This is a genomic window from Kamptonema sp. PCC 6506 (assembly GCF_000180455.1).
GTDB lineage: Bacteria > Cyanobacteriota > Cyanobacteriia > Cyanobacteriales > Microcoleaceae > Kamptonema > Kamptonema formosum.
The window spans coordinates 1-24372 of sequence record NZ_CACA01000356.1; the positions used below are offsets into that span (position 1 = coordinate 1).

Consider the following 24372-nt stretch of genomic DNA (forward strand, 5'->3'; position numbering starts at 1 on the left):
TACTCCCCCGTCGGCTGAGCCGATCGCCAGATCCACCACGCGGCCGCCCACAGGGTAAAATTACCAATCAGGGTCATCGCAGCTTGGACAGTAACGAGCCATTCTAGGGAAGGCAAGTTGTCAAAATAATGCCACGTACAAGCACACATCGCGCCCACGAGAGCCGGTAACATACCGAAGGATAACGCCCACCAAGCCCGGTTTTGACTGACTTCACCGTAGATCCAGATGAACCAGAGGGCAGCTATCCACTCAATAACGCTAGAGATGTGGATAATCCAGGTAGGGATGGAGAGTGTGTGCATAAAAAACTTTAGATTTTAGATTTTAAATTTTAGGTTGAATAGAAACTAATTAGTTGAAATATCTTATATCCAAAATGGGAAAGATACGCGCGGTTTTATGTGGCTACTACGGTAAAGGCAATGGCGGGGACGAGGCACTGTTGGCATCGCTGCTGCAAATGTTACCAGATTATGTAACACCAATTGTGCTTTCTGGCAATCCTGTTGAGACAAATCAACGCTACGGGGTGGAAACGTGCGATCGCATGAATGCCTTTCAAGTTCTCCAAACCTTGCGTACCTCCGAGGCCTTAATTTGGGGCGGCGGTAGTTTAATCCAAGACTCTACCAGCCTAGCCAGCCCTTTTTATTATGGGGGATTGATGGGACTTGCTCAACAACTCGGCCTAAAAACGATCGCCTGGGCTCAAGGTATCGGCCCCTTAAAGCGCCCGATTACCCGCAATCTTGCTAAACGCTGGTTTGGCGGCTGTAACGCCGTCAGCGTGCGCGATAAAGGCTCCGCTGGCTTACTCGTGGATTGGCAAATTCCCTTTACCTTAGCACCCGATCCTGTTTGGGCCTTAGAGGCTTTACCAGTAGCAGGGTTGTGGGATTTACCCGCACCCAGAGTTGCTGTCAATTTGCGATCGCACTCCACCCTCACCCCCACCCGTTTAGCCACATTAACCCGCGCCTTAATCGACTTTCAAAAAGCTACGCAAACCTTTATTTTACTCCTTCCCTTTCAATCTTCTCAAGACCTACCTCTTGCCGAAATTCTGCACAAAGCTATACCTAATAATAGCACAATCCTCACCTTAGAAAACCCCAGAGAATTAAAAGGAGTATTTCGCGGAGTAGAAATGGTCATCGGGATGCGCTATCACAGTTTAATTATGGGATTAGCCGAAGAATGTCGCTGTTTTGCCCTCAGTTACGACCCGAAAGTAACGCAATTAATGGATGACTTAGAAATTCCCGGCTACTTATTATCTGAATTGCCCGATAACGCTAACTCGATCGGCAAAACCTGGATCGAAAACTATGCTAACGGCGAGCCACTTTCGCAAAATAAGATAAAATATCTAGTAGATAGATCTCTCATCCATCAAGAAGTATTGCAGTCAGCCCTCAAATAGTATAATCAGAGGTAAAACACCATGCCAGTTAACACAGCAGAACTAAAGATTACCTGGGAAAAATTACCCGATGATTTCATTTTAGATGAGGAGCCAGTGGAAAACATCGACCAGCCCATTCTAGCCGCCGCCTTGCGAGAAAGCTTAGAAATCGCGAGACTAATTGAAGATAGAATATTAGTAGCTTCAAATATGGGAGTTTGCGCCACATTAAACGGCAAACTAGCCATAAAAGCCCCCGATTGGTTCTATGCTAGCAATGTCGAGCCATTTCCTACTCAGGAAGTTCGTCGCAGTTATACCCCAAACCTAGAAGGGGAAATTCCGGCAATCGTCATGGAATTTTTATCAGCAACAGAAAGCGATGAATATTCCAGCAAACAAAGTTATCCACCGGGAAAATGGTTTTTTTACGAGCAAATATTGCGCGTACCATTCTATGCTATATTTGAACCTAGAGAGGGTTTGCTAGAACTATATCAATTAAATTCATCAGGGCGGTATGAACTACGACCACCTGATGTTAATAATCGTCATTGGATTGAAGGAGTAGGATTATTTTTGGGAGTGTGGCAAGGAACAAAGGCAAATCGAACGGGATATTGGTTACGTTGGTGGGATGAAAGCGGAGAGATGTTATTGTGGGGAGCAGAAACGATCGAAAAAGAAAGACAAGAAAAAGAAATTATACAACAACAAGTACAACAGGAACGAGAACGTTCGGAACGATTAGCTGCACAATTAAGAGCAGCCGGAATTGAACCCGAAGTTTAGTTATAGAAAAAGGTAACGCCGCCTTCTAGGCGGTTATTTACCGCCCAGAGGGCGGCGTTACCAAGCGTGATTTGTAAATTTTATAATTATCGGGAGTTATCAAAATTGGCAAGAGTTCGAGTCCGTCAGCACGTCAATCCACTCTGCATTAAATATCAAGTATCCGCTAGTCCTCCAGATTGGACTCAAATTTATCCTAACTTAAATTTGCCCCTACATTTAGATATCGGCTGTGGCAGAGGGCGCTTTTTATGGCAAATGGCACAAATACAAACTGAGTGGAACTTTCTAGGGTTAGAAATTCGCGAACCCTTAGTAGAAGAAGCTAATGCTTGGCGGGATGAAAAAGGCTTGCAAAATCTTCACTATTTATTTTGCAATGCCAACAATTCTATCAAGCCAATTTTAGCATCTTTACCGACAGGTGCATTACAGCGAGTAACAATTCAATTTCCCGATCCCTGGTTCAAACAAAAGCATCTAAAAAGGCGGATGGTACAACCAGAATTAGTTGCAGAATTGGCAACTTATTTATCTGTTAACGGCGAAGTTTTTATCCAATCAGACGTTAAAGAAGTGGCCGCAGAAATGCGCGATAGATTCTCCTCTCACCCTGCTTTCCACCACCAAGGTGACGATAATTGGCTAACAGAAAACCCCTTACCAATTCCTACGGAACGAGAACTTGCTACCTTAAAACGCGGCGAACCAGTATATCGGGCATTGTTTAAAATTCAGGACTTACGCACGCTTGACGTAACGCCGCCCTCTGGGCGGTGACAATACCGCCCAGAGGGCGGCGTTACGGTATTAAATCCAAGAAGGAAACCACATCCGAATTCTCCACCCATCAGGCGATAAAGGCAGTCCCAAATAAACAGGCATCCAGAAAACAAAAGCCAGTAAAATTAGAAAAATCACAGTAATTCCTATTCCTCGCAGATGACGTTGGGGACTAAAAACCCACCTATCAACCCACCAAGCAAGTGCTAAGGCGGCAAACACAGAACTACCCATATAATGATATAAAAACGTGCAGCGAGTCACCTTTATCCAAGGGAATAAATTAGCAGACCAATTAACCACTAGATAGAAACCTAACCACAATTGTGCAGTCGGCGGAAATTGAACTGGTAAATGTTCCATCACTTCCATTGAAGACACATTCCGCGTTTCCACCCAAACCCAAACTCGATTAGCTAACATCCATAATAACAAAAAAATAGCTACAGTTGACAACCACCAAAGGGCGGGATTTCCCATCGCATGAACATCAAAAATAGTTTTAGTAAAATCTTCAGGTAAAGAGGGCAAAACTGGATCGATTTCACCCTTATTTTCAGCAGCTTTATAAAAGTAAACCACAGGTCGAATCATCAAAATCCAACTGTACCACCAAGAACAATAAGGATGAACATCACGCCCACTTTTAATGCTTTCATGATAGGTCAAAATTTCCTTTTGCATATCCCAAAAATTGGGAGTTGGATTAAGTAGCAAGTGAGGAATCCAAAGCAGACTATAAACTGCAACTGGAATAATTGCTAGACTCAATACTACCTGCCCAAAATTTAATTTAGTCAAACTTTGTAAAGGACTTTCCGTAGGATGAAAATTACCTTCATCTCCTCCTACCCTAGCCCCCTGAATCAACCGCATCCCCCAAGCAAATATCAACAGTAAATAAGTACCAAATAGAAACCACAAACCGTTCCATTTAATACAAGCAGATGCACCAAAGCCGATACCTGCTAACACTAACCAGAACCAGCGCTTATTGCCGTGATTGTCAAGTGCTTTCAAGAAAAATAACTGCGCCAATAAACCCAAAATTACCAAATAAATATTATTGAGTGCATATCGAGATTCAACTAGAAATAAACCATCGCAGGCCGCAAATAAAGCTGCAATCAAGGCATAGCTACGGCGGCGAGTTAACTGATAAGCTAAAGCGGCTACAACTAGCGGAATAAAGGAACCAGTGAAAGCATTTATCCAGCGATAATCCCAAGGTGAAAGTAAAGAACCTGTCAAACTATTGACCGAATCTTGTCCAAAAGGCAGATGAGAACCTATCCAAATCCCAATGGCAATTATGTATTGGCTTAAAGGTGGATGAGCATTGAAAAAAGGAGTTTTTGTCAGATAATCATTAGCAAATTTAGCGTAATAAACCTCATCAAAAACTAAAGCATTAAAGCGGTCAAGTCCCCAAAATCTCAATGCAACTGACAGGAGAAATATGCCCAATATTCCGAAGTTAAACCAGGGAATTGATTTGTTAGATATTTGTTTAGTTAAAATCATAAAAAATCCTGATATTATTTGCGTGTATCTGCGGTCAAAGCTCTTAAAAATATCTGCTAATTACCCTTCACTGCTGACATTAAAATTAACACCATGATAAATCTCACTCAATTGAATTTGAAAATCAAGAGCAGCCAAAGTCAAGACTAAATCAGCGGTTTCATACTCACTTAAAACCCATTTTCCCTCAGAGTTTTTAGCAAATTGTTCAATATGAAAGTTGTACTGGTCAATCATAATATATTCTTTGAGTTCAGGAATCGATCGATAATACTGAAATTTGTCACCGCGATCGTAATCTTTCGTTGATTTTGACAAAACTTCAACAATCAACAATGGATTAGTTACTGTAGTCGTACCACTTCCCTCATAAATGGGTTCTCCCTCAATTACCATAACATCGGGATAGGTGTAGAGGCGATAACGGGGTATCCACAATCGCACATCATTGATAAACATCTCATAATTTTGCCCTCTGAAAGCCACTTTAAAGTTGACACAAAAATTGAGAGCGATTTTGTTATGATTAGTAGTTCCGCCTGTCATGGCTACTATTTCTCCATCTCGGTATTCACTTTTAGACTCAGCAGCTTCTTCAAGTTCCAGATATTCTTCAGGAGTGTAGTAGCATTTTTGTGTGAGTGTTTGCATAATATCCTCAGCGCGATCGCGCGTCAAAATTAAGTTAACATTATACTAAAAAAGCGGCTCTGCATCTCGCAGAACCGCCACCAACAGAGGAGCAAAAATGAATACTTAACGAGCTAGACCTTGTACAGAAGTCATATCGATCGGCTTCATCAAGTATAGCTTTAACAAATTCCAGCCAGTCGAAACGTAGACTGGTAGCTTTTGGAAGAATTGCAAGAATTTCGGAGTATTGGCAGATGCGATCGCACTCAGTTTCTCATTATTGTGCACGCAAACATCCAAACGTTGATAAAATTCAGGATTATTCACATCCAGAATCACGGGGAACACCCGTCCCGCCGTATCATTCGTCTTCTCAATCACCTCAATGTCATAATCGCGAGCATTCAAACCAATCGCAGCATAGAACTCACCGCGCTGGATATCATTCAAATACATCGTCGCAAACACTGAAAGTAAGAAGAAGCGACACCACAGTTTTGCCTTCCAATCATTCAAAAACTGCGGCTGAGCCTTCATAATCGCATCGAAGAAATCTCCGTGCCGATTTTCATCCTGACACCAATTTTCAAAGAAGCGGAAAATTGGATAAATCCGATCTTCGGGGTGCGCTTCCAAATGGCGGTAAATAGTAATGTAGCGCCAGTAACCAATCTTTTCTGAAAGATAAGTAGCGTAGAAAATAAATTTCGGTTTAAAGAAAGTATATTTCCGGCTCTTAGTTAGAAAACCCAAATCCAGCGACAAATTAAAATCTGACAGGGCCTTATTCAGAAATCCCGCGTGCCGAGCCTCATCCCGCGACATCAACAAAAAGCACTCAGCCAGCAGCGGACTTTTATCCTTCAGCTTGCGTGCCAATTCCTTGTAGAGCAAAAAGCCAGAAAACTCGGCCGTGCAAGAGCGCTCTAGAAACTCCACAAACACTCGGCGCTTGTCACCATCAATGTGATCCCAAGACTGCTCGAACTCAGTATCCCGCACAAAATGGTGTCTGTTGTAGTCAGCGCGGAACTCTTCAAGAATCGCTCTGAGCTCATCTTCATTTGGTGAGATGTCCATTGTGGTCATCTCGTCAAAGTCAGTTGTATAAAATCGAGGCGTGAGGATAGTTTCCTTAGCTGGGACTTTAATCCCCGGCCGCAGTTCTTCAAAAGTTGGTTTCTTGAGGGAATCTACCATAGGTTTTTTGTATCTGTTATTTTGACACTAACCGACTGGGTTGTTACGCAGGAGCAAACTCTAGGCGAAGGTGCCAAATGTGTAGAGGCACTTGTAGCGCAAAGGCAAGCTTACCTTTAGGGGCAGCAGCTATGCAAGGAAAGTGCATGGAATGCAAACTCAAAACTGCTGTTTTTTCCACGTCCTCCAGTCTACCAACGTCTCAGCGAGTAAAAACGTCAGCTTGCGTTAAGAATTGCTAAAAAGTCTCAACTGAGGAGGCTGATATAGGGCAACCCCCTGAAAAGGAGGCTCTGAATCCTGCCGATTTCAGGGGCGTAGAGGAGATTGAGGTTTCAAACATAATAGATCGTAAATCCAAATAATTTCAAAATCTTCAGTCAATCCCTGCGGAAGTTATGCAAATCGGTAGCTGTGCAAACAGGGTACGGAAAGTACAGAATATATTTAGGGGTGGGTAAGGTATTTAGGGGTGGGAGTGTCAAAAACTTAAAGATTACGGGGCATTATGAAAAATTTAGGCGTAAGTTACCTTTTCTGGGCTGGAGGGTTAATGGGTATGAACGGACTCCACCGCCTATATAATGGCAAAATTGGTACAGGTCTACTCTGGCTGTTCACGGGAGGACTGCTAGGTATCGGTCAAATACTTGATTTGCTACTGATTCCCAGTATGGTAGATGAACAAAACGCCAATATCAGAGCGAAACTGGGCGTATCTGCCACAGGTGTACCCATATATCATCAACCAAACGCTGCGATCGCGCAGGTACTTGTCAAGCAAACTCCTGAACAGTTAATGGTCAAACTCCTTAAAGCTGCTTATGCCAAAGGAGGAAAGTTATCTGTCACCCAAGGTGTGATGGCAACTGGCGCTAGCTTTGCCGAAGTAGAAGCTACACTCACAGAATTACTCAAAACTGGTTACGTCAGCGTCGATAATGACCCAGCCACAGGCATTGTCATTTATGACTTCCACGAACTTTAGGAGTAACTACCAAAATTAAGATAAGATGGTTGTTTGTCTATAAAAGCAAAAACTATTTACTGTCATGGCTGTTCCTAAGAAGAAAACCTCGAAATCCAAGCGGAATATGCGTAAGGCCACTTGGAAGCACAAAGCAACGGTAGCTGCTCAAAAAGCTCTCTCTCTTGGCAAATCTGTTTTGACTGGGCGTTCCCATAGCTTTGTCTACCCCAGTAATGAAGAAGAGGAAGAAGAATAGAAAAAGGAATCAAGGAATTTGTAGAGGCGGGATTAATCTTGCCTCTATAATATTTTTAATACGATCTTCAGTTAGGATTTACGCACTCTTGACGTAACGCCGCTATCCTGGCGGTAAAGAAACCGCTAAGATAAGTAGAAGGAAGAAGGAAGAATGTTTATAAGTAGTCGGACATAAATAAACATAAGTGTGTCATTGCGAGCGAAGCGAAGCAATCGCCTAGTCTCTGCGATTGCTTCGCTTCGCTCGCAATGACAGATCGTAAGTAATTTGCCGGACATGATATAACTCTTAAATTAGCAATTAGCCATTAGCAATTAGCCATTAGCAATTAGCCATTAACTATTAGCAATTAAATAGCGCCTAAAACTATCTTCTATTTTGTCGCTAATTCCTTCAACCCAATTTTCATCTTGTTTCGTGTAACTACGCGGCGCGTTAGCACCTAAAATTAACACGCCTTCTTCGCCAATAGGCTGACAGATGACACCCTGAGTATTTTCTGGCAAATAATCAAATTCGATTCTTCCCGGATAGAGATTAAGATTTACCAAATAAACTGGCTTTCTTTTATCCAGTACCCGCTGCAAAATTGGCCCTGGCTTAACTTCGGAGTTAACGCCTAAAATTCCGCGTCGGAGGATAACTTTACCGCGATACCAAATGAGGAGCGATCGCGTGGCAGTATTAGTTAACAACAAATGCGATACCCAAGCTAATTCCGTTTTGACAACATCCGGCAAATCCGGCGCTAGTTCAAAACCCTCAACTCCTATTAATTGTACTGAATCAGGCGATCGCGCCTGCACCTGTTGCCATAGCAAACCCGTTAAAATCAGCAAAGCGCTCAAAATTACTCCCAAAGCATCGGAACGACTTTGAGAAGTTGTCAACTCTGGTGTCAGCAAGCGGTTAATCATCAACAGTACACCAGCCAAAACGCCAGCAACAAGTGGCAATAGCCTTAAAATTCTATTAGGGTCAGATTTAGCCATAAAAATACTTCATATAAATGACGGTGTAACGCTCGATATTGATAATTGGAAAGAATACGATCTATTAGAACCATTCATTTCTCTAGATGAAGAAAGTAACTTGCAAGCGGAGAGCGGTTAGGTGATATAGCAACCGCCACAACGATTAGGACACTCGCTCATGGATCAAACCATTGACTCTCTTCCCTTCTTTCCCTTCTTTCCCTAGCCCCTAGCCCCTAGCCCCTAGCCCCTAACCGCCCTGGCGGTTGCTATACCTTTGACAACAGATTGATTTACCCATGCAGTTGCGTAATCTAGATAGGCTGACCAAATTTCTGGAAATCGACTGACATTAGGAATATGATTGACTTCTAACAAATGTTTTGTTTCGTTTTCGTTCACAATATAATCATTTGCTATAAGCTCTAACCCAAAAGCTTTTGCAACATTCTGTGTATCTTCTAATAACTCTGGATCGATCTCCATAAAGTCAGCCCTCTGATCGTGAATTGACTTTAGCCAAGTCTCTCCTTCAAGTTTGATTTGCCAATGCTTGTCGCCAATTAAAACGACTCTTACAGCGTCTCCAGAAATAAAATCCTCAATAAGGCATGGATCGTCACTTTGCCACACATCTTTAAATCGTTCTTTATTTTTTCCACAGTGCCAATTTCCCCACTTCGCTACTTTTTCATTCTTAGTATGAAATTCTGCTCTAGGAGCTGCATAACCTCGAAGTGGTGAACCAAAGCGTGTATGTTGAAGAACACGCACAAGTCCTGGTAATCGTAGACGTAAATCCATCATCCCACGCGGATTAGGTAGGCATAAACCACCCCACAAACCCAAAGCCGCAAAAAATTCTAAATCATTTTCATAAATGCCGTGAAAAACAACTTTTGTCACCTCAATCATGCCAGCGTGTTTACGGGATTCAACGAAGAGTTGTCCATCTTTAACGATAATGCGAGGTAAGGCTTGATGGGCTACCACTCCAATACCAAACTCAAGAAGCGACTGAAACTCAGCAACCTCAGACTCTTCTAAACCAACAATACATACTCGTTGAGTGACAGTCATTTTTTAGACACTATTACAACATCTGAATTAAAATGTTAGCCTGCATATCAGCAATATAGTAATTTTACCTCAATTTTGTAGGGGGAACCTACAACCCGATCGCCCGCTACTGGCGATCGCGAAAATGATGTCAAATGGGTTCTATACAGCTAGGGTTTTAGCCATCCGGTTCTTACGTTTAATTAGGTGGATTTACTTAGGACTTACGCAAAATCAAAGAAACCGGGTTTCTTGACAAAACCTACGCTTTGAGGCTAATCACTGACAAGAAACCTGGTTTCTCGCACCCTGCGCGTAAGTCCAGGCAGTATTATTAGCCAACCTCCCCAGGTTCTACAATGCGCTGGAACAGGTAGCCAGTACCTCGTGCGGTTAGAATTAACTCAGGATTGCTAGGATCGTCTTCTAACTTTGCCCTTAGCCGCGAGATGTGAACGTCCACAACGCGGGTGTCTACGTGGCGCTCAGGCGTATATCCCCAAACTTCCTGCAAAATTTCCGATCGCGAAAAAGGCTCTCCAGAACGGCTTACTAATAGCTCTAAAAGGCTAAACTCCATTCCCGTCAGCCGAATGCGTTCGTCCCCTTTGTAAACTTGTCGCTTATTGGTATCAATTCTGATATTGGTGACATGAATAACGCCGGAACTGGGAATACCCGAAGCACCGTTTTTGTCAACCCTCCGCAGTACCGAACGGATGCGGGCTTCTAATTCCTTGGGAGAAAAAGGCTTGACAACGTAATCGTCCGCCCCCAATTCTAAACCGGTGATGCGATCGGCAACATCCCCCAACGCCGTCAGCATGATAATCGGCACATCGGACTCCTTCCGCAACTCCTGACAAACACCGTAACCATCTAGCTTTGGCATCATTACATCCAGTACCACAAGGTCAGGATCGGTATTGCGAAAGGTATCTAGGGCTTCTTCGCCGTCAGCAGCAGTGACGACATCGTAGCCGATCATCGACAGGCGAGTTTCCAGAATGCGGCGGATACTGGCTTCGTCATCGACTACTAGAATTTTTTCCTTATGGTTTTCCAAATTCCCCAACACTCCTTAAGTTACATTACTGATAAGTTAATTTTTTGTACCCTATCATTAAGACACAAACTCTTTTAATCACTTGTGTTCGGCCTGAAAGCCTTGTTATTGCTCTTATTCAGGCTTTTTCAAATGTTAAGGTTACTCTATATTGTAAACAATGCCAAAGCCTCGCACACAATATGTTTGTCGGGAATGCGGCTACGAGTCGCCCCAATACTTCGGCAGGTGTCCTAGCTGTCAGAATTGGGACTCTTTTGATGAACAGCTAGAGATTATCCCCACAACTCCAGCGGGCAGAGTGGGTTTGACTGGCGTAACCACTAGGGAAACGGGCAACTTAACACCAGATAAGTCTTCTGGTCAGCCGAGAGCATCTTTCAAATTATCACAGATTGCTGACCAATCACAGTCACGTTGGCCTTCTGGTTATGGGGAATTGGATCGGGTTTTGGGAGGGGGGATTGTTCCGGGTTCTTTGGTGTTGATTGGGGGGAACCGGGGATTGGGAAATCAACGCTGTTGTTGCAGGTGGCGAATCAACTGTCGCGCAAGGATCGCATACTGTATGTGAGTGCGGAGGAGTCGGGTCAGCAGGTGAAGTTGCGATCGCAGCGTTTGGGTGTTGCTACTCCGGTAAATTTATCTGCCAATGGACAAAATGCTAATGGTAGTGGGGAAAAGGCGAAGAATTCGGGCGATCGCGAAATAGACAATTCAGCGGAGAATTTTTACTTACTCCCGGAAACTGATTTAGAGGTGATTTTGCGGGAGTTGGAATCGCTGAAACCGAATTTAGCAGTAATTGACAGTATTCAGACGGTTTATTTTGCTAGTTTAACATCGGCCCCGGGTTCGGTGGCGCAGGTACGGGAATGTACTTCGGCGTTGATGCAGGTGGCGAAGCGGGCAAATATTACTTTATTTATTGTCGGTCATGTGACGAAAGATGGGGGCTTAGCGGGGCCGAGGGTTTTAGAGCATTTGGTCGATACTGTACTGTATTTTGAGGGCGATCGCTTTGCTTCTCACCGATTGTTACGTTCTATGAAAAACCGCTTTGGTGCAACTCACGAAATCGGAGTATTTGAAATGATCGCCAATGGGTTGCGAGAAGTCGATAATCCCTCAGAGTTATTTTTGGGTAATCGAGATGAGTTTTCTCCGGGTACATCGACGACAGTTGCTTGTGAAGGCACTCGCCCAATTGTAGTAGAAATTCAAGCTTTAGTTAGTCCTGCGAGTTTTGGTTCGCCGCGCCGCGCTACTACTGGGGTTGATAATGCTAGATTGCAGCAAATTCTAGCTGTTTTAGAGAAGAGAGTCGGGATTCCCCTATCTAAATTAGATACGATTGTGGCAACGGTGGGCGGGTTAAAAGTGGAGGAACCTGCTGCGGATTTGGGAGTTGCGATCGCAGTAGTAGCTAGTTTCCGCGATCGCGTGGTGGATGCGCGGACTGTGTTATTAGGAGAAGTAGGTTTAGGCGGGCAAGTGCGACCCGTTTCACAACTAGAATTAAGGCTGAGGGAGGCGGCAAAATTAGGGTTTAAACGGGCAATTATTCCTCACAATCAAACACCGCCAGATTTGGGGATGCAAATTATTCCAGTGGCGAAGGTGATTGATGCAATTATTGCCGCAATTCCTGCTACTCCCCGTCAATTGGAGTCAGATGATGATAGTTAACAGTTAACAGTTAACTGTTAACTGTTGAATAGGGGAACTTACGTACCCAAATAAAGAAACCGGGTTTTTTGATGAAAATACTTCGTTTTCACCACATATTCTCTCAAAAACCCGGTTTCTGGAGCCCTGAGCGTAAGTTCTTTTTTTGCTTCTTACAAATGCTAGAGTGTTATATAATACGTAAGTCCTGTGAATGGATAATCGAGAGGTAATAGTTATGCACGAAATAGATGTTGCCGAGGCTAAAAAGAATCTGGGCGAATTAATCGAAGCGGCGATTAAAGGTGAAGAAGTTGTGATTAGTAAGGATAACCAACCTGTTGTAAAATTAGTGGTAATACCACAAACTAAGAAGCGTTGGCCATCCCAAGCTGGAACTGCTAAAGGTATGGTTTGGATGTCCGATGACTTTGACGAACCGTTAGAAGAGTTTAAGGAGTATATGGAATGAGGCTATTGTTGGACACTCATACCTTTATTTGGTACGTCACCGATAACCCTAGACTTAGCATTAATGTCAAAACCATAATTGAAGATGAAAATAACGAGAAGCTAGTCAGTACAGCTAGTATTTGGGAAATGGCGATTAAGCACAGTATAGGCAGATTGAGTTTCAGTCTGCCTTTTATGGAGTTTATCAGGCAACAACTCAGTGTTAGTAACATGGGGATACTGGAGATTAATCTACACCAAATTGAGGTTGTTGCTTCGCTACCTTTGCATCATCGCGATCCATTCGATCGGCTGATAATTGCACAGGCAATAGCGGAACAGATACCTATTTTGAGTGTAGATTCTGTTTTTGATGCCTATGCGATCGCGAGGTTATGGTAAATCATGTTATTATTTAACAACTATTGGGCGCAAGTGCGAGATATAATTCAGCAAATCTGGGCTTAGCTTTGATTAAATATAAATTATATAAGCAGATTTTGACCAAAGAATGAGCAAGATAAAAAAACACCATAAAAATTCATGGTTAAATGAATTAGATGCCATAATTCGCGGTGCATCGGGCGGATTTTTATTTGGCATTCCCTTACTTTATACAATGGAGGTTTGGTGGATCGGTTCATCTACTAAACCGCCACAAATGCTAGGCGCGATCGCATCTACTTTTGTCGCCGTTTTCCTGCTTAACCGGACTGAAGGATTTCGCAAAACAAAGAATATTCGCTTCCAAGAAGCTCTAATCGACACTGTAGAAGCCATTGCGATCGGGACTGTCTGCGCCGCACTGATCCTATTTTTACTCCGAGAAATTACCCCAGAGACACCTCTGCAAGAAATTTTAGGAAAAGTGATATTTGAAGGCCTTTCCTTTTCTCTGGGAGTGGCGATCGCGCGAGCAGTTTTGAGTGGCGATCGCAATCAGGGTTCGGATGACGACGAACAAGATAAAAAAAAGGAAACTACTATTAATGCAACTTTAGCAGATATCGGCGCTACTTTAATCGGCGCTACCATCATTGCTTTCAACATTGCACCCACCGATGAAGTTCCCATGTTAGCCGCAGCCATATCTCCCCCTTGGCAATTAGCCATTATCGCCGCTTCTCTGCTAATTTCCTATGGTATTGTGTTTGCGGCCGGCTTTACCCACCAAGTAAAACGCTACCAGCAGCAAGGTATCTTTCAACGCCCACTTAGCGAAACGATAATGGCTTATTTAGTGTCACTTGCGGCATCTACATTCATGCTGTACTTTTTCGACAAGCTCAACTTTAGCGATCCTTGGTCAGTATGGTTGAGCTATACATTAGTATTAGGATTGCCTGCAACAATTGGCGGCGCGGCAGGAAGGTTAACAGTATGACAGAGGATAATCAAAAGCAGTTTAAACGATCGCTGGCGGAATGGGTGACATTTGCGATCGCGAGTTTTATCCTCGCTACCCTGAGCGGATTAGTAGTCTACAATTGGCTGACTAACAAACACGAACCTCCTATCCTCTCTGTCACGCAAAATACAGCTATGCGCGAAACAGGAGGGCAATTTTACATACCATTTATACTTACTAATACGGGTGGCGAAACCGCTGAATCAGTCCAAGTTATAGCGGAACTGCGAGTTAATGGAGAAGTTGTGGAAAGTGGAGAACAGCAAATAGATTTTTTGTCAAGCGGTGAAACTCAAGAAGGTGCTTTTATTTTCAGCCGCGATCCGCGCAAAGGTCAGTTAATTTTGCGAGTAGCAAGTTACAAATTGCCATAAGGTAACATAAATAGTTAACGGTTAACTGTTAACTGTTAACCGTTAACCGTTAACAATTACTTTTTCGCAGTTTGGCTATCAGGTACGGTAATATTTACAAACGGTAATGCTCCGTTACCTCCCATTACAGTTGGAAACTGACCATTCCATTTTTCAATTGCTTGCTGTTGAAGAAGTTCTGGAGTTAAAGTCATGCGCTGCAAACGCTGGGCCTCTGCTTGACCCTTAGCACGGTTAATTTGAGCTTGAGCTTCTTGCGTTGCTTTCAATGCCAAAAATTCAGCTTGTTTAGCTTCCTGTTCAGCTATTTGCTTAGATTCTATCGCTTTGCTAAACTCCGGTGAAAAGCCGAAATTTACCAGAGAAACATCTTTCACTAGCACTCCATAAGGTGCTAAACGGTTCCTGAGACTATTGTCAATTTCGGCTTTTAATTCTGTGCGTTTAGTGATAATTTCCAACGCTGTTTTTTTGGCAGTGGCAGCTTTTAGGACTTCGGAAACTGCCGGATTCAAAATTCCATCCACAATTTGTTCTTCGCTTCCTACCTGCTGGTAAACTTGATTCGCCTTAGTGGGGTCTATATTCCAGTTTATTGCTAGATCGGCAGTAATTCTTTGCAAATCTTTAGATGCTGCTTCTGCCTTCAAATCAGTCTTTTGTACGCGAACGCTGAGAGTTTTAACAGATGTGACTATTGGCATAACTGGGTGAATGCCTTCATCTAATATTTGCTCCTGAACTTTGCCGAAGCGCATGACTACGCCTCGTTCGCCAGCATTAACAATGGTAAAGGGTTTAAAAAGCAGGGCTCCGATCGCGATGACAACGCCGCCGATGATGTATACGGCAAGGTTGTAAGGAAAAGCTGTTTGGGTGATTTTCATAAATCTTAGTACCTTATATTAGTCTTATCTAGTATTTCTCTATGTTAGCCTTTGAGCGAAAATTCAACTCTCATAAACTTTTCCGCCGATCGAGAGAAATCAAGGTGTGAGATTGCTTTGGGGTTGCTTAGTGCCCTCAGATTGCTTAGTTCCTGGCAACTGTGGTACGTTTAGCTCTCGCAATGACAGAAAATTGTAGTAACTACGTAAGTCTTAATCTAAAATTATTTTTGATAAATTTACTTCCAATGAAGATTTCGCAACGACATGAATGGCCTGAGACTGTTGAGGAGGCGATCGGGATTCAGCAGCAACTCCAGTCGGAGGTAATCGCCGAAGACCAACTCGGAACGATCCGCTATGTCGCCGGCGTGGATGTGGCCTATGAAGAAAAAACGGCGATCGCACAGGCGGCTGTCGCAGTTTTGACATTTCCTGACTTACAATTAAAGGAACAGGTCGTTGTCCAAGTCCCTGTGAGTTTTCCCTACATTGCCGGTTTTTTATCCTTTCGGGAAGTACCCGCAGTGCTGGCAGCCCTAGAAAATCTCACCACTACCCCGGACTTAATTCTTTGTGATGGTCAAGGTTTAGCTCATCCCCGGAGGTTTGGTCTCGCCTGTCATTTGGGAGTATTGACACAAGTTCCTACTATAGGTGTTGCTAAAACTCGTTTTATCGGAGAGCATGAACCAGTACCCTCCGAACGTGGTAGTTGGCGGCCCTTGTGCGATCGCCAGGAAATTATTGGTGCTGTACTCAGAACCCAAAACGGAGTAAAACCGATTTATATTTCCATCGGCCACAAGGTAAGCTTAAATAAAGCTATTGACTGCGTGATGCGTTGTACTCTAAAGTATCGTCTACCTGAGACAACACGGTATGCCGATCGACTCTCATCAGGTTAACAGAGGAATGCCCAAAGACAAGACTAGAAAAGCAACAACGAGGCGAGGATTCTGAATATTCCCTCATAACTTAAATGAAAAATCAACTGTGGGTGCGCTCTAGTGGACACCTATGAATTAAGGAAGTCTTTTCTGTAGGGTTGAAAGTTGTATGCTTCCCCCGATGTAAAAAAAGATTATCCCTTAGAAAGATGTACGAGGGTTCTGAAATTTTTAGAATAACCCTCAGATGCTAAAAACATTTGCAAAAACAAGGAGCATTGGCATGGCAGAGAAAAGTAAGCGCGGATTCGCCTCTATGGACGCAGAAAAACAGCGCGAAATTGCTAGTAAAGGCGGAAAAGCAGCCCACGCAAAAGGAACTGCCCACGAATTCACCCCTGAAGAAGCTAGACAAGCTGGCCAAAAAGGTGGGGAAGCAGTTAGCCGAAATCGTGAACACATGGCAGAAATTGGCCGCGAAGGCGGTCGCAAAAGCCGTAAGAGCGAAAGTGTGTAAACTAAAAGCAGTAAACTTGCATATCCCCGCGTCCAATCAGATTTAAGTTGATAGGACAACAAAAGCCCCCAAAGTGGGGCTTTTTGTTTGGCTTTTTCCTAGAAGGCAGAATTTAGTTATCAACAAGAGTCGGAAAAATTCATTGTTTAGAAGAGATTTAGTTATCGATAAGGGTAGAAGGGAAATACAATTCCCAGCAATGGTTTCAGCAATTAATAACGTCAAGCGTGACCTTGGCGGTTCCGGTACAAAATATTAGACTTGGACAGCGAATAATGTAAGGGTTAGCTATTATGTGTTCGATAACTTTAGAGTGGACAGAAGCAGGTCAACTCGTAACCCAGACAATTCAAGGGAAACAGGCGAGCAAAAATCCGGGTACTGTACGGATAGGGCGCGATCGCACGCGGTGTGATTTAGTTGTATCTCACCCGACTGTATCTGGGCTCCACGTTGAACTATTTTTTAATGACCAGACAAATATGTTCTATCTGCGGAATTTGCGGGATAGTAACCCACCGCTAGTTGATGGAAAAATATTAAATCAGGGAGAGGCAGTTCTAAATTCTGGCACTTACATCTATTTGGGACAAGTGGAAGTAAAGGTGGTTTCGGTTTTTCTTGGTACGAGTGGGGTTCCCCCGACGGTTTTACTACCTCCACCCGCAAATGTAGCCCAGTACCCGTCGGCAACGGGGCCCACAGAATACGGTTTGAAATGTCCCAAGTGTCTGCACATTTCTCCCTACTCCCAGTTAGATATTGGTTGTCCTTGGTGTGGTACTTCTTTAGCAGCAGCGGTAAGTGTAGTGTTACCGCCCTCCGGTTCGCGGAGATAGAGCAAGATAGGGAAGATAGCTTAATTACAGGACTTACGCAACCAACCAAAGAAACCGGGTTCTTTTGATGAAAATACTTCGTTTTGACCCACAAATTCTCTAAAAAACCCGGTTTCATGGACTCCCTGCGTAAGTCCTAAATTACCAATTAGCAATTACCGATTACCGATTACCCATTACCCATTACCCATTACCAATTACCCATTACCAATTACCCATTACCAGTTAACTGTTAACTGTTAACAGTTAACAGTTAACTGTTAGATTATTGCCAATTACCGACAATTACAAATGGTGCCCAGAAATAAGGATTTTGATATTGCCGGTTTTCCATTACCGCTACTTGAGCATTGCGAAGAGCTTCAGCTTTACTAATTTTCGACTTAGCAAGCTGTCGATAAAATTCAGTCATAAAAATAGCCGTAGCTTCATCACTGACTTGCCAAAGAGTTCCCAAAGTGCTGCGAGCTCCCGAACGAATTGCAATCCCAGCCAAACCTAAAGAAGCGCGAGAATCGCCAGAAGCCGTTTCACAGGCGCTCAAAACCAGTAACTCAATGGGTAAAGCCTTCTCACCGCTGCGCGATCGCAATAATCTATCTAACTCCTTAACATTCACTCGCTCATCCCAAGTCAAAATGAAAGTATCTGCCGCATTCGAGCTAAATTGACCGTGAGTTGCTAAGTGAACAATCGGAAAAGAAACTGATTCTAGTCTCGATTGTAACTCCTTGCTAATAAACTGTTCGTTCAAAATTGAACTCGTGGGTAGCACATCTGCAATCTGCTGAACTTCACTTGCTACTCCTGGTAAAGCTGAGAAGCCCTGACGTGCTTCTGTCAAGCCAGCAGTTAGCACTTGTAATTTTACTTTTCTCAGCGATTGCGCCTCTAGTAATTGCAGTCCCGGCGTAAGAGCAATGGTGTATTTTTGCAGTAGATACTGTTGACCATCATATAAAGCTGCCATCGGCAGATTTCGCAAATAGCCATCCAAAACAAATACTAGAGTTTTAATGCCGCTAGAGGCAAAATCCGCATCAGCAGGGCGGATTAACCAGTCGTATACTTCTTGAGCAATGGGTAAACGCTCGCTGAGAGCAGAAGTTTGCCTCAAAGAATTTCGCATTCTTCTAAAGGTAGTTTCTAGCTGTTCCTGAGATTTGACAACGCTATAGTGGCGAAGAGGTTTACCGGGGATGGAGACGATTACTTCTAGGCGATCGCTTAAAATAATCGGGTAGATTACAGCCGCAGTAGGATCGACTTCATCAATCGCTTTGGGTTTCGCATCCGCACAAGCATCGCGGAAAAAGTTGTCTAATTCCGCTAATTGTAAAGACTCAATGGTTTGGCGAGCAAATTTGAGTTTATCTTGGCTGGGCGAATCTTCTTTTAAAAGCAATCCCACCAATTCCCTATAGACAGGTTCCACGCTTTCTCGGAAAGAAAATTGCACTTCAGGATTGACTGTCACCAAATCGCCCCGCAGAGCAGATAAGATTTTTACGGCTTGGCTATATTGTGCGATCGCATCTTCTGTATTTCCCTGGGCTTTCTTAATCCGCCCCAGTTGCCAAAGTAATTGGTAGGCAATATCAGGAGATTGAAATGCTGGCGCTAAACCCAGAGCCTTAGTTGTGAAAGTTTCTGCCTTTGATGGCTGTTGCTGAAGTTCGTATAACTTGCCCTGAGCCGCCAGAATATAAGCTTGAATGCGCGGATTGCCTAAGATATTTGCCTGTCCGCTGGCTTGATTCAGAATACTTTCAATTGCGATGAATAGCGGCGTTATTTGCGATGACTGCGAGAGTTTCATCAAGCTTTGAGCCAGGTTAATTTGAGCGTAGATTCCAGCCTGATTGGAGGGAATCTGAGTCATTTTAGGTTTGATCGACGTTCGCCAGATCACCTCCGCCTCTGCCCAATCTTTCCTGTCTACCAAGAGGCTAAGCTGGTTTAAGTTAGCCTGAAGCTCAGTATCCCTCTGGGTTGTCAGTTTTGCAGCTTGGTTATAAATTGCGATCGCAGATTGCTCGAACTCGTTACGCTCTTCTGCGTTTAAACCAGGGTTGTTACTTTGAGCCCGTACTGTATTACCTAGATTCAGGTAAATTGCAGCTTGTTCTTGCGGGATATTTAATTGCTTAGATGCTTGTAAGCCAACTTCTAGCACTTCCTGAGACTGATTCAATTGACCCAAAACTAGCAACACATGACCTAAAGCATTGGTAGCCCGCACATTTTCCAGGGAAACAGGCTGATTTTTCAAGGTTTGTAAACCTTCTTTAGAAAGTTCGCAGGTTTGCGCTTCCAGCTTTAAGGTAGTTAATAGGGTTTTGCAAGCTCTGGGGTAAAGTCCGAGTGATTGCAGAGCAAAGCTTTGGCTAATCTGATTTTGGATTAATTGCTGGGGAGCTTCAATTTTCTGGTAAATTTTACCAGATTCAATCCAAGTATCGAGGGCATCTTGAACCCGCCCCCGTTCTAGTTGTATTTGTCCTTGGATATCGTGAGTTTGAGCTAGAATGCGCTGCTGTTCAAGGGTTTGGGATTGCTGTTGTAGCAGAGATAAACTAGAATTCAGAGTTTGCTCTGCTGCTTCCCATTGTGAGAGTTGCCCGTAAGTTGCAGCTAAATTGGTCAAAGCCATTGCTTGATTGAGGCGATCGCCTTGTGCTTCAAAGCTTGTTGCTGCTTGTTGTAATAGAGGCGCGGCTTCTGAGTAGCGATCGCGATCGTACAGGGTGCGAGCTTGTTGGACAAGTTGCATCGCTGCTGGTGGCTGCATCTGAGCCACTGCGGGCGGGATGGCAAGGGCTAACAGAAGTGAAAGCAACAATAAAAAGGCAAAATTTCTTTGCGATCGCGTGATTTTCATACAATTTAGAGTTAATAAACTTACTATTTGCTAATCTCGAAAACCATTACCTTCTAGGATTCAACCTCCGCCTCTATCTCTTCAAACTTGACCTTATTATACACATCTGCCAGGGAAATCTCAAAAGGTACTGAATTGAGAGCGATCGCCTCATCTTCTGCATCATACTCTCTAAATGACCAACGTTTTTTTCCGGTCTTATAAAACTGTTCTATGTAAATTTTAGTTTGATCTACTAAGATGTACTCCTCAACAGTGGGAATAGTCCGATAAGCCTCAAACTTACCACTGCGGTCATACCCTTTAGTAGACTTAGACAAAACCTCCATAATCACTTTCGGATTAGTAATCGTATCAGTGCGATTATTGAAATATTCTGGCTCTCCTATCACTACCATCACATCTGGATAAGTGTAAATGCGTTTCTTCGGCATCCACAGCCGCACATCACCCATATAAACTCGGTAATCTAATTTCTTGAAAGCAACATTTAGCTCCGCATAGAAATTACCAGCTATCTGATTGTGATTAGTAGATCCGCCTGCCATTGGATAAATTTCCCCATCAATGTATTCGCTTTTGTAGTCTGCTACTTCCTCTAGCGCCAGATATTCCTCTGGGGAGTAGTATCGCTGTTCGGTAACTTGCATAGTTTTATTTTTCCGTAAAGTCTCTGGCTGACATTTTTTTCCTTAAGGTTATACCAGATTATATTTAGCAAAGTATCTATTTACTAAAAATAATGGTTTCCCCTCCCCTTATACAGTCTTCAATTAGTAAAGTCTTCAATTAGTGAAGTCTAACCTATATAATTGCTAATTAGCAATTACTAATTAGCAATTACCACTTACACTACCAAAAATTTAACGCGGAATGCAGTTTGCCATCGGTTGCAGACTGCGAGCAGAAGCACCACCACCTGAATTATATGCTACCAGCGTTACTTGCTCTCGCTCATCGATTGTCCAACCTTGAGCGGGGATAACTGCCTGTGGCTGAATGTCTATTTCTGCCTTTTTATCTTCTACCTTCTGGCTTCCATTTGCCACTGGTTCCACCCAATTAAACTGAGCAGAATCGTAGCTGAGGACATCATTAGGGTTAGGTGGCACTCCTCCTTTACCAGTAATAGTAAACTCATTTCCTTCCCCTTCTATACAAGGATTAGCGGCGATTAATGTCGCAGGGTCAACTACATTTTGCGGCAAAGCTACCAATCCTTGAGCCGGATTCACCCCAGTAGTGCTAAATGTCACCGCTCCTTGTAAAGCGGGGCCAGCCTGTTGAGAAATAGCCGCAATATCGCTAGTAGCAATTAAAGAAGTTGGATTCACTTGTAAAGCTGCAAATTCAGCGTCAGTCAGTCCTAAACTACTTCTGGCTTGTTCGCGGGTAACGGCTGTAAAACCAAAAATATTGGGGACATTTACTGTAACTTGACCGCCCCTAGCAGTACGCGCATTAGCAGTAATATCGTTATTTTCATTGGGTAAACTCGCCAGAATTTCGCTATTAATCCTGATATTTCCACCGTCAGAAATACCAGCATCGGTGACAATTCTGCTTTCGCGCCGCAACTGGATATCTCGCGCTCTAAGATTAACATTTCCCCCACCACCAGAGTCATTAGAAGCATTGATACTGGCTTTATTTTCCATAGTTATTGAGTCAGCTATAACATTAATATTTCCTGCCTGTCCCCTGCCTAAAGCCTGAACATTAATCGTTGCGCCATCCCGCATCGTTAATTGACTAACATTCAGATTCAAAGAACCTGCATTCGCCGTCGCATTAGGATTCGTCAACAGGTATAAAAAGCCAACGGAAGCCTGAATAGCAGTGCTAAATTCACCAGTACTCCCATTACCAATGAGTTCCACTTTTTGTGCATCAATTGTGACATTAGCTGCATCTGCTTTACCAAAAGAACCAGCAGAAATAAATCCCCCACTCCTTAGCAATAATACAGGTGTGGAAATGTAGATATCCCCTCCCCGATTGGATGAGTAAGTGTCGCTGGTGATAAAACTAATACTGCGACTCCCATTTGCCAAAACTTCAGAAATACCTCCCATTTCTATCGACTCACTAGCTCTAATGGTTAAATTACCTCCCACTCCTCCAGTCGTATTTAATAGTTGAGTACCAATCGCTGCACCACTTGATAAGCTAATCCCAGCGCCATCAGTAATAGTTAATTTCTTGGTGTCGATGGTAATGTTTCCAGCATTTCCATTCTGACCAAGAGCGTTTGTGCTAATCAGAGTTTGCACGGCACTACCAGCAGGAGTACGCAAGATTTCTAATGATTCATTCGCTTTAATATTGATATTTCCTGATGGCGCTCCACTGCGAGTAACGCTAGCGATCGCAGCACCATCACGCACTGTCAATCGCTCTCCCTCAAAGGTAATATTTCCGCCGATGCCGGTACTCCCCACAAGCGTGCCACTGTTAATTGCAGAACCTGCTAGATCGAATTCTCTGGCACGGATGGTGACATTTCCACCATTGCCACTGGCAAATGTAGAGCTACCTACTATGCTGCCGTTATTTATCAGCAGTCTTCCCGTATTAATGGCGATCGTTCCTGCGACTCCCGTGCCAATAGTACCACTGCTCAAAACAATTTGCGGATCTAAAGGGTTGGCTGTTCCAGATATTAAATAATTCTGTAAAAACTGTTGATAACTCTCAAATCCAATGCCGCTCATTTCTACTGAGTTACTAGCGCGGATGTTGATATTGCCGGCAGCACCATTTCCCAGTGCTAGAGTGTAAATTTGCGACCCATTATCAGTTCGCAACTGTTGGGCATTGATGTTAATACCTCTACCATCCATATTTCCGAAGGTCAATGCCAAAATTCGCGAACCGTTAAGGGTGACGTTCGATCCCATGATGTCTATTCTGCCACCTTCTAATCCACTTGTATTTATAATTGAATCAGATAATTCAATATTGCCAAAGTTCTGGATATTGTCATAGTTTAAATTTAAATCTATAGGCAGTGGTTCAACTTTCACGATACCTGGACTTGTGACACTGCCCAGAATAATTTGACTGCTATAAGCTGTTAAATTGCCTCCTTGCAGTTGAATATCTCCACCAATGAGCGCTAAAGTTTTACCGGGTTCTACGGCCAAGCCAACTTTGTTCACAATAGGAATTTCTATGGGAAGTGGGGGCAAATTTGGCACTTCACCCACCGTTTTTGACTGGTTGATAATTGTCCCAGGATTTTCTCTAAATCTTAAGCCCACAGGAATATTAATCGCTAATAATGGCACTGCATTAGCATCGACCGCGCTAAATTCAAAGTCATTATTAAAGAGAATGCCGCTAGCACTTGATGCTAAAAATGAACCGCGTAAATCTAACCTCGCATTAGGGCCGAAGATAATCCCTCTGGGATTAAGTAAAAATAAATTAGCATTGCCTTGCACTCCCAACACGCCTAAAATATTTGAGGGATTGCCCCCAGTAACGCGAGTGAAAATGTTAGCAATACCGTTCGGATTGGCAAAATATGCTCCTCGCCCTTCACCTACATTAAATTCCCGGAAACTATGAAATAAATTGACACCACGATTTGCACCGCCTTCTATTCTGTCCGATGGTAAATTATTGATAGTTGCCGGAACTATGCGCGAACTTTCTGCACCTAAAGTATTATCTGGGATAATTTGAGCAAAGGCGGGGAAGGGAAATAGTAGTAAGAAAGCAAAAAATAGTGTAGAAGATTGGCGGGGCATAGTTCAACTCCGTTAATTGAAATGATGAAAAA

General features: G+C 43.3%; 25 protein-coding genes. 14 read left to right on the top strand and 11 right to left on the bottom strand.

Going from position 1 to position 24372, the window contains the following annotated elements; all coding sequences use genetic code 11:
- The coding region (locus OSCI_RS25375) for a DUF2499 domain-containing protein (RefSeq protein ID WP_019487416.1) at positions 1-305 on the bottom strand (305 nt) is incomplete at its 3' end.
- A gap of 74 nt (positions 306-379) precedes the next feature.
- Between OSCI_RS25375 and csaB the strand changes: the two genes are divergently transcribed.
- The 3 genes from csaB (at position 380) to trmB (ending at position 2980) form a co-directional block, all read left to right on the top strand.
- Positions 380-1426, top strand: a complete 1047-nt coding sequence (gene csaB, locus OSCI_RS25380) for a polysaccharide pyruvyl transferase CsaB (protein WP_007358069.1) — start codon at positions 380-382, stop codon at positions 1424-1426.
- A gap of 21 nt (positions 1427-1447) precedes the next feature.
- Entirely contained in the window at positions 1448-2200 is a 753-nt protein-coding gene (locus OSCI_RS25385; RefSeq protein ID WP_007358070.1) for a Uma2 family endonuclease, read from the top strand.
- Positions 2201-2305: 105 nt separating this feature from the next.
- Positions 2306-2980: a tRNA (guanosine(46)-N7)-methyltransferase TrmB gene (gene trmB / locus OSCI_RS25390; protein WP_007358071.1), complete on the top strand. Its 675-nt coding sequence runs from the start codon at positions 2306-2308 to the stop codon at positions 2978-2980.
- A 30-nt stretch (positions 2981-3010) separates the two neighbouring features.
- Here the strand turns inward: trmB and OSCI_RS25395 are convergent, their stop codons facing one another.
- The 3 genes from OSCI_RS25395 to acsF form a co-directional block, all read right to left on the bottom strand.
- On the bottom strand, positions 3011-4507 hold the full coding sequence (locus tag OSCI_RS25395; protein WP_007358072.1) for a dolichyl-phosphate-mannose--protein mannosyltransferase: 1497 nt from the start codon (positions 4505-4507) through the stop codon (positions 3011-3013).
- Positions 4508-4567: 60 nt separating this feature from the next.
- The gene (locus OSCI_RS25400; protein ID WP_026103762.1) at positions 4568-5158 is read right to left on the bottom strand and encodes a Uma2 family endonuclease; all 591 of its coding nucleotides are present in this window, start codon (positions 5156-5158) and stop codon (positions 4568-4570) included.
- 105 nt (positions 5159-5263) lie between these two features.
- Positions 5264-6340: a magnesium-protoporphyrin IX monomethyl ester (oxidative) cyclase gene (acsF, locus tag OSCI_RS25405; RefSeq protein WP_007358074.1), complete on the bottom strand. Its 1077-nt coding sequence runs from the start codon at positions 6338-6340 to the stop codon at positions 5264-5266.
- 508 nt (positions 6341-6848) lie between these two features.
- Here acsF and OSCI_RS25410 point away from each other — a divergent pair.
- Together OSCI_RS25410 and rpmF are read left to right on the top strand one after the other, a co-directional pair.
- Positions 6849-7328, top strand: a complete 480-nt coding sequence (locus tag OSCI_RS25410) for an NINE protein (RefSeq protein WP_019487418.1) — start codon at positions 6849-6851, stop codon at positions 7326-7328.
- A gap of 64 nt (positions 7329-7392) precedes the next feature.
- Entirely contained in the window at positions 7393-7566 is a 174-nt protein-coding gene (gene rpmF, locus OSCI_RS25415; protein ID WP_019487419.1) for a 50S ribosomal protein L32, read from the top strand.
- A gap of 338 nt (positions 7567-7904) precedes the next feature.
- Here rpmF and OSCI_RS25420 read toward each other — a convergent pair whose 3' ends face one another.
- The 3 genes from OSCI_RS25420 to rpaB form a co-directional block, all read right to left on the bottom strand.
- Positions 7905-8561, bottom strand: coding sequence for a cofactor assembly of complex C subunit B (locus OSCI_RS25420; RefSeq protein WP_007358078.1), 657 nt, complete (start codon positions 8559-8561; stop codon positions 7905-7907).
- A gap of 225 nt (positions 8562-8786) precedes the next feature.
- Positions 8787-9623 (bottom strand): hypothetical protein, encoded by an 837-nt coding sequence (locus tag OSCI_RS25425; protein ID WP_007358079.1) that lies wholly within the window; start codon positions 9621-9623, stop codon positions 8787-8789.
- 313 nt (positions 9624-9936) lie between these two features.
- Positions 9937-10668 carry a response regulator transcription factor RpaB gene (gene rpaB / locus OSCI_RS25430; RefSeq protein WP_026103763.1) on the bottom strand — a complete coding sequence of 244 codons (732 nt, stop codon included), beginning with the start codon at positions 10666-10668 and terminating at the stop codon, positions 9937-9939.
- Between the two features lie 160 nt (positions 10669-10828).
- Here rpaB and OSCI_RS32550 point away from each other — a divergent pair, with 160 nt between their 5' ends.
- From OSCI_RS32550 to OSCI_RS25455, 6 genes are all read left to right on the top strand, one after another.
- Positions 10829-11242: a hypothetical protein gene (locus OSCI_RS32550; RefSeq protein WP_420705296.1), complete on the top strand. Its 414-nt coding sequence runs from the start codon at positions 10829-10831 to the stop codon at positions 11240-11242.
- Positions 11200-12357, top strand: coding sequence for a DNA repair protein RadA (gene radA / locus OSCI_RS25435; RefSeq protein WP_420705297.1), 1158 nt, complete (start codon positions 11200-11202; stop codon positions 12355-12357). The genes OSCI_RS32550 and radA overlap by 43 nt, the downstream gene beginning before the upstream one ends.
- Before the next feature lie 217 nt (positions 12358-12574).
- Positions 12575-12808 carry a type II toxin-antitoxin system Phd/YefM family antitoxin gene (locus OSCI_RS25440; protein WP_007358081.1) on the top strand — a complete coding sequence of 78 codons (234 nt, stop codon included), beginning with the start codon at positions 12575-12577 and terminating at the stop codon, positions 12806-12808.
- Positions 12805-13191, top strand: coding sequence for a type II toxin-antitoxin system VapC family toxin (locus OSCI_RS25445; protein ID WP_007358082.1), 387 nt, complete (start codon positions 12805-12807; stop codon positions 13189-13191). The genes OSCI_RS25440 and OSCI_RS25445 overlap by 4 nt, the downstream gene beginning before the upstream one ends.
- Before the next feature lie 109 nt (positions 13192-13300).
- The gene (locus OSCI_RS25450; RefSeq protein ID WP_007358083.1) at positions 13301-14173 is read left to right on the top strand and encodes a TIGR02587 family membrane protein; all 873 of its coding nucleotides are present in this window, start codon (positions 13301-13303) and stop codon (positions 14171-14173) included.
- Entirely contained in the window at positions 14170-14571 is a 402-nt protein-coding gene (locus OSCI_RS25455) for a TIGR02588 family protein (protein WP_007358084.1), read from the top strand. Before OSCI_RS25450 ends, OSCI_RS25455 begins: the two co-directional genes overlap by 4 nt.
- 56 nt (positions 14572-14627) lie before the next feature.
- On the opposite strand, the gene OSCI_RS25460 is transcribed toward OSCI_RS25455, so the two are convergent.
- Positions 14628-15458: a prohibitin family protein gene (locus tag OSCI_RS25460; RefSeq protein ID WP_007358085.1), complete on the bottom strand. Its 831-nt coding sequence runs from the start codon at positions 15456-15458 to the stop codon at positions 14628-14630.
- A 248-nt stretch (positions 15459-15706) separates the two neighbouring features.
- Here OSCI_RS25460 and nfi point away from each other — a divergent pair, with 248 nt between their 5' ends.
- The 3 genes from nfi to OSCI_RS25475 all read left to right on the top strand — a co-directional run bounded on the left by nfi (position 15707) and on the right by OSCI_RS25475 (position 17704).
- On the top strand, positions 15707-16366 hold the full coding sequence (gene nfi / locus OSCI_RS25465) for a deoxyribonuclease V (RefSeq protein ID WP_007358086.1): 660 nt from the start codon (positions 15707-15709) through the stop codon (positions 16364-16366).
- A gap of 265 nt (positions 16367-16631) precedes the next feature.
- Positions 16632-16865, top strand: coding sequence for a KGG domain-containing protein (locus OSCI_RS25470; protein ID WP_007358087.1), 234 nt, complete (start codon positions 16632-16634; stop codon positions 16863-16865).
- Positions 16866-17158: 293 nt separating this feature from the next.
- On the top strand, positions 17159-17704 hold the full coding sequence (locus tag OSCI_RS25475) for an FHA domain-containing protein (RefSeq protein WP_007358088.1): 546 nt from the start codon (positions 17159-17161) through the stop codon (positions 17702-17704).
- A 265-nt stretch (positions 17705-17969) separates the two neighbouring features.
- Here the strand turns inward: OSCI_RS25475 and OSCI_RS25480 are convergent, their stop codons facing one another.
- The 3 genes from OSCI_RS25480 to OSCI_RS25490 all read right to left on the bottom strand — a co-directional run bounded on the left by OSCI_RS25480 (position 17970) and on the right by OSCI_RS25490 (position 24340).
- Positions 17970-20585, bottom strand: a complete 2616-nt coding sequence (locus OSCI_RS25480) for a CHAT domain-containing protein (protein ID WP_007358089.1) — start codon at positions 20583-20585, stop codon at positions 17970-17972.
- A 53-nt stretch (positions 20586-20638) separates the two neighbouring features.
- Positions 20639-21235, bottom strand: coding sequence for a Uma2 family endonuclease (locus tag OSCI_RS25485; protein ID WP_007358090.1), 597 nt, complete (start codon positions 21233-21235; stop codon positions 20639-20641).
- A gap of 213 nt (positions 21236-21448) precedes the next feature.
- Complete coding sequence (locus tag OSCI_RS25490; protein ID WP_007358091.1) at positions 21449-24340, bottom strand: filamentous hemagglutinin N-terminal domain-containing protein; 2892 nt, start codon at positions 24338-24340, stop codon at positions 21449-21451.
- Positions 24341-24372 lie beyond the last annotated feature (32 nt).

Coding starts and splice junctions, on each gene's coding strand:
- rpmF (WP_019487419.1), top strand. CDS start 7,393: ATGGCTGTTCCTAAGAAGAAAACCTCGAAATCCAAGCGGAATATGCGT.
- OSCI_RS25440 (WP_007358081.1), top strand. CDS start 12,575: ATGCACGAAATAGATGTTGCCGAGGCTAAAAAGAATCTGGGCGAATTA.
- OSCI_RS25445 (WP_007358082.1), top strand. CDS start 12,805: ATGAGGCTATTGTTGGACACTCATACCTTTATTTGGTACGTCACCGAT.
- OSCI_RS25425 (WP_007358079.1), bottom strand. CDS start 9,623: ATGACTGTCACTCAACGAGTATGTATTGTTGGTTTAGAAGAGTCTGAG.
- OSCI_RS25455 (WP_007358084.1), top strand. CDS start 14,170: ATGACAGAGGATAATCAAAAGCAGTTTAAACGATCGCTGGCGGAATGG.
- OSCI_RS25410 (WP_019487418.1), top strand. CDS start 6,849: ATGAAAAATTTAGGCGTAAGTTACCTTTTCTGGGCTGGAGGGTTAATG.
- OSCI_RS25450 (WP_007358083.1), top strand. CDS start 13,301: ATGAGCAAGATAAAAAAACACCATAAAAATTCATGGTTAAATGAATTA.
- OSCI_RS32550 (WP_420705296.1), top strand. CDS start 10,829: ATGCCAAAGCCTCGCACACAATATGTTTGTCGGGAATGCGGCTACGAG.
- OSCI_RS25490 (WP_007358091.1), bottom strand. CDS start 24,340: ATGCCCCGCCAATCTTCTACACTATTTTTTGCTTTCTTACTACTATTT.
- OSCI_RS25470 (WP_007358087.1), top strand. CDS start 16,632: ATGGCAGAGAAAAGTAAGCGCGGATTCGCCTCTATGGACGCAGAAAAA.
- OSCI_RS25480 (WP_007358089.1), bottom strand. CDS start 20,585: ATGAAAATCACGCGATCGCAAAGAAATTTTGCCTTTTTATTGTTGCTT.
- OSCI_RS25385 (WP_007358070.1), top strand. CDS start 1,448: ATGCCAGTTAACACAGCAGAACTAAAGATTACCTGGGAAAAATTACCC.
- OSCI_RS25400 (WP_026103762.1), bottom strand. CDS start 5,158: ATGCAAACACTCACACAAAAATGCTACTACACTCCTGAAGAATATCTG.
- OSCI_RS25475 (WP_007358088.1), top strand. CDS start 17,159: ATGTGTTCGATAACTTTAGAGTGGACAGAAGCAGGTCAACTCGTAACC.
- OSCI_RS25485 (WP_007358090.1), bottom strand. CDS start 21,235: ATGCAAGTTACCGAACAGCGATACTACTCCCCAGAGGAATATCTGGCG.
- OSCI_RS25395 (WP_007358072.1), bottom strand. CDS start 4,507: ATGATTTTAACTAAACAAATATCTAACAAATCAATTCCCTGGTTTAAC.
- nfi (WP_007358086.1), top strand. CDS start 15,707: ATGAAGATTTCGCAACGACATGAATGGCCTGAGACTGTTGAGGAGGCG.
- OSCI_RS25420 (WP_007358078.1), bottom strand. CDS start 8,561: ATGGCTAAATCTGACCCTAATAGAATTTTAAGGCTATTGCCACTTGTT.
- OSCI_RS25460 (WP_007358085.1), bottom strand. CDS start 15,458: ATGAAAATCACCCAAACAGCTTTTCCTTACAACCTTGCCGTATACATC.
- csaB (WP_007358069.1), top strand. CDS start 380: ATGGGAAAGATACGCGCGGTTTTATGTGGCTACTACGGTAAAGGCAAT.
- acsF (WP_007358074.1), bottom strand. CDS start 6,340: ATGGTAGATTCCCTCAAGAAACCAACTTTTGAAGAACTGCGGCCGGGG.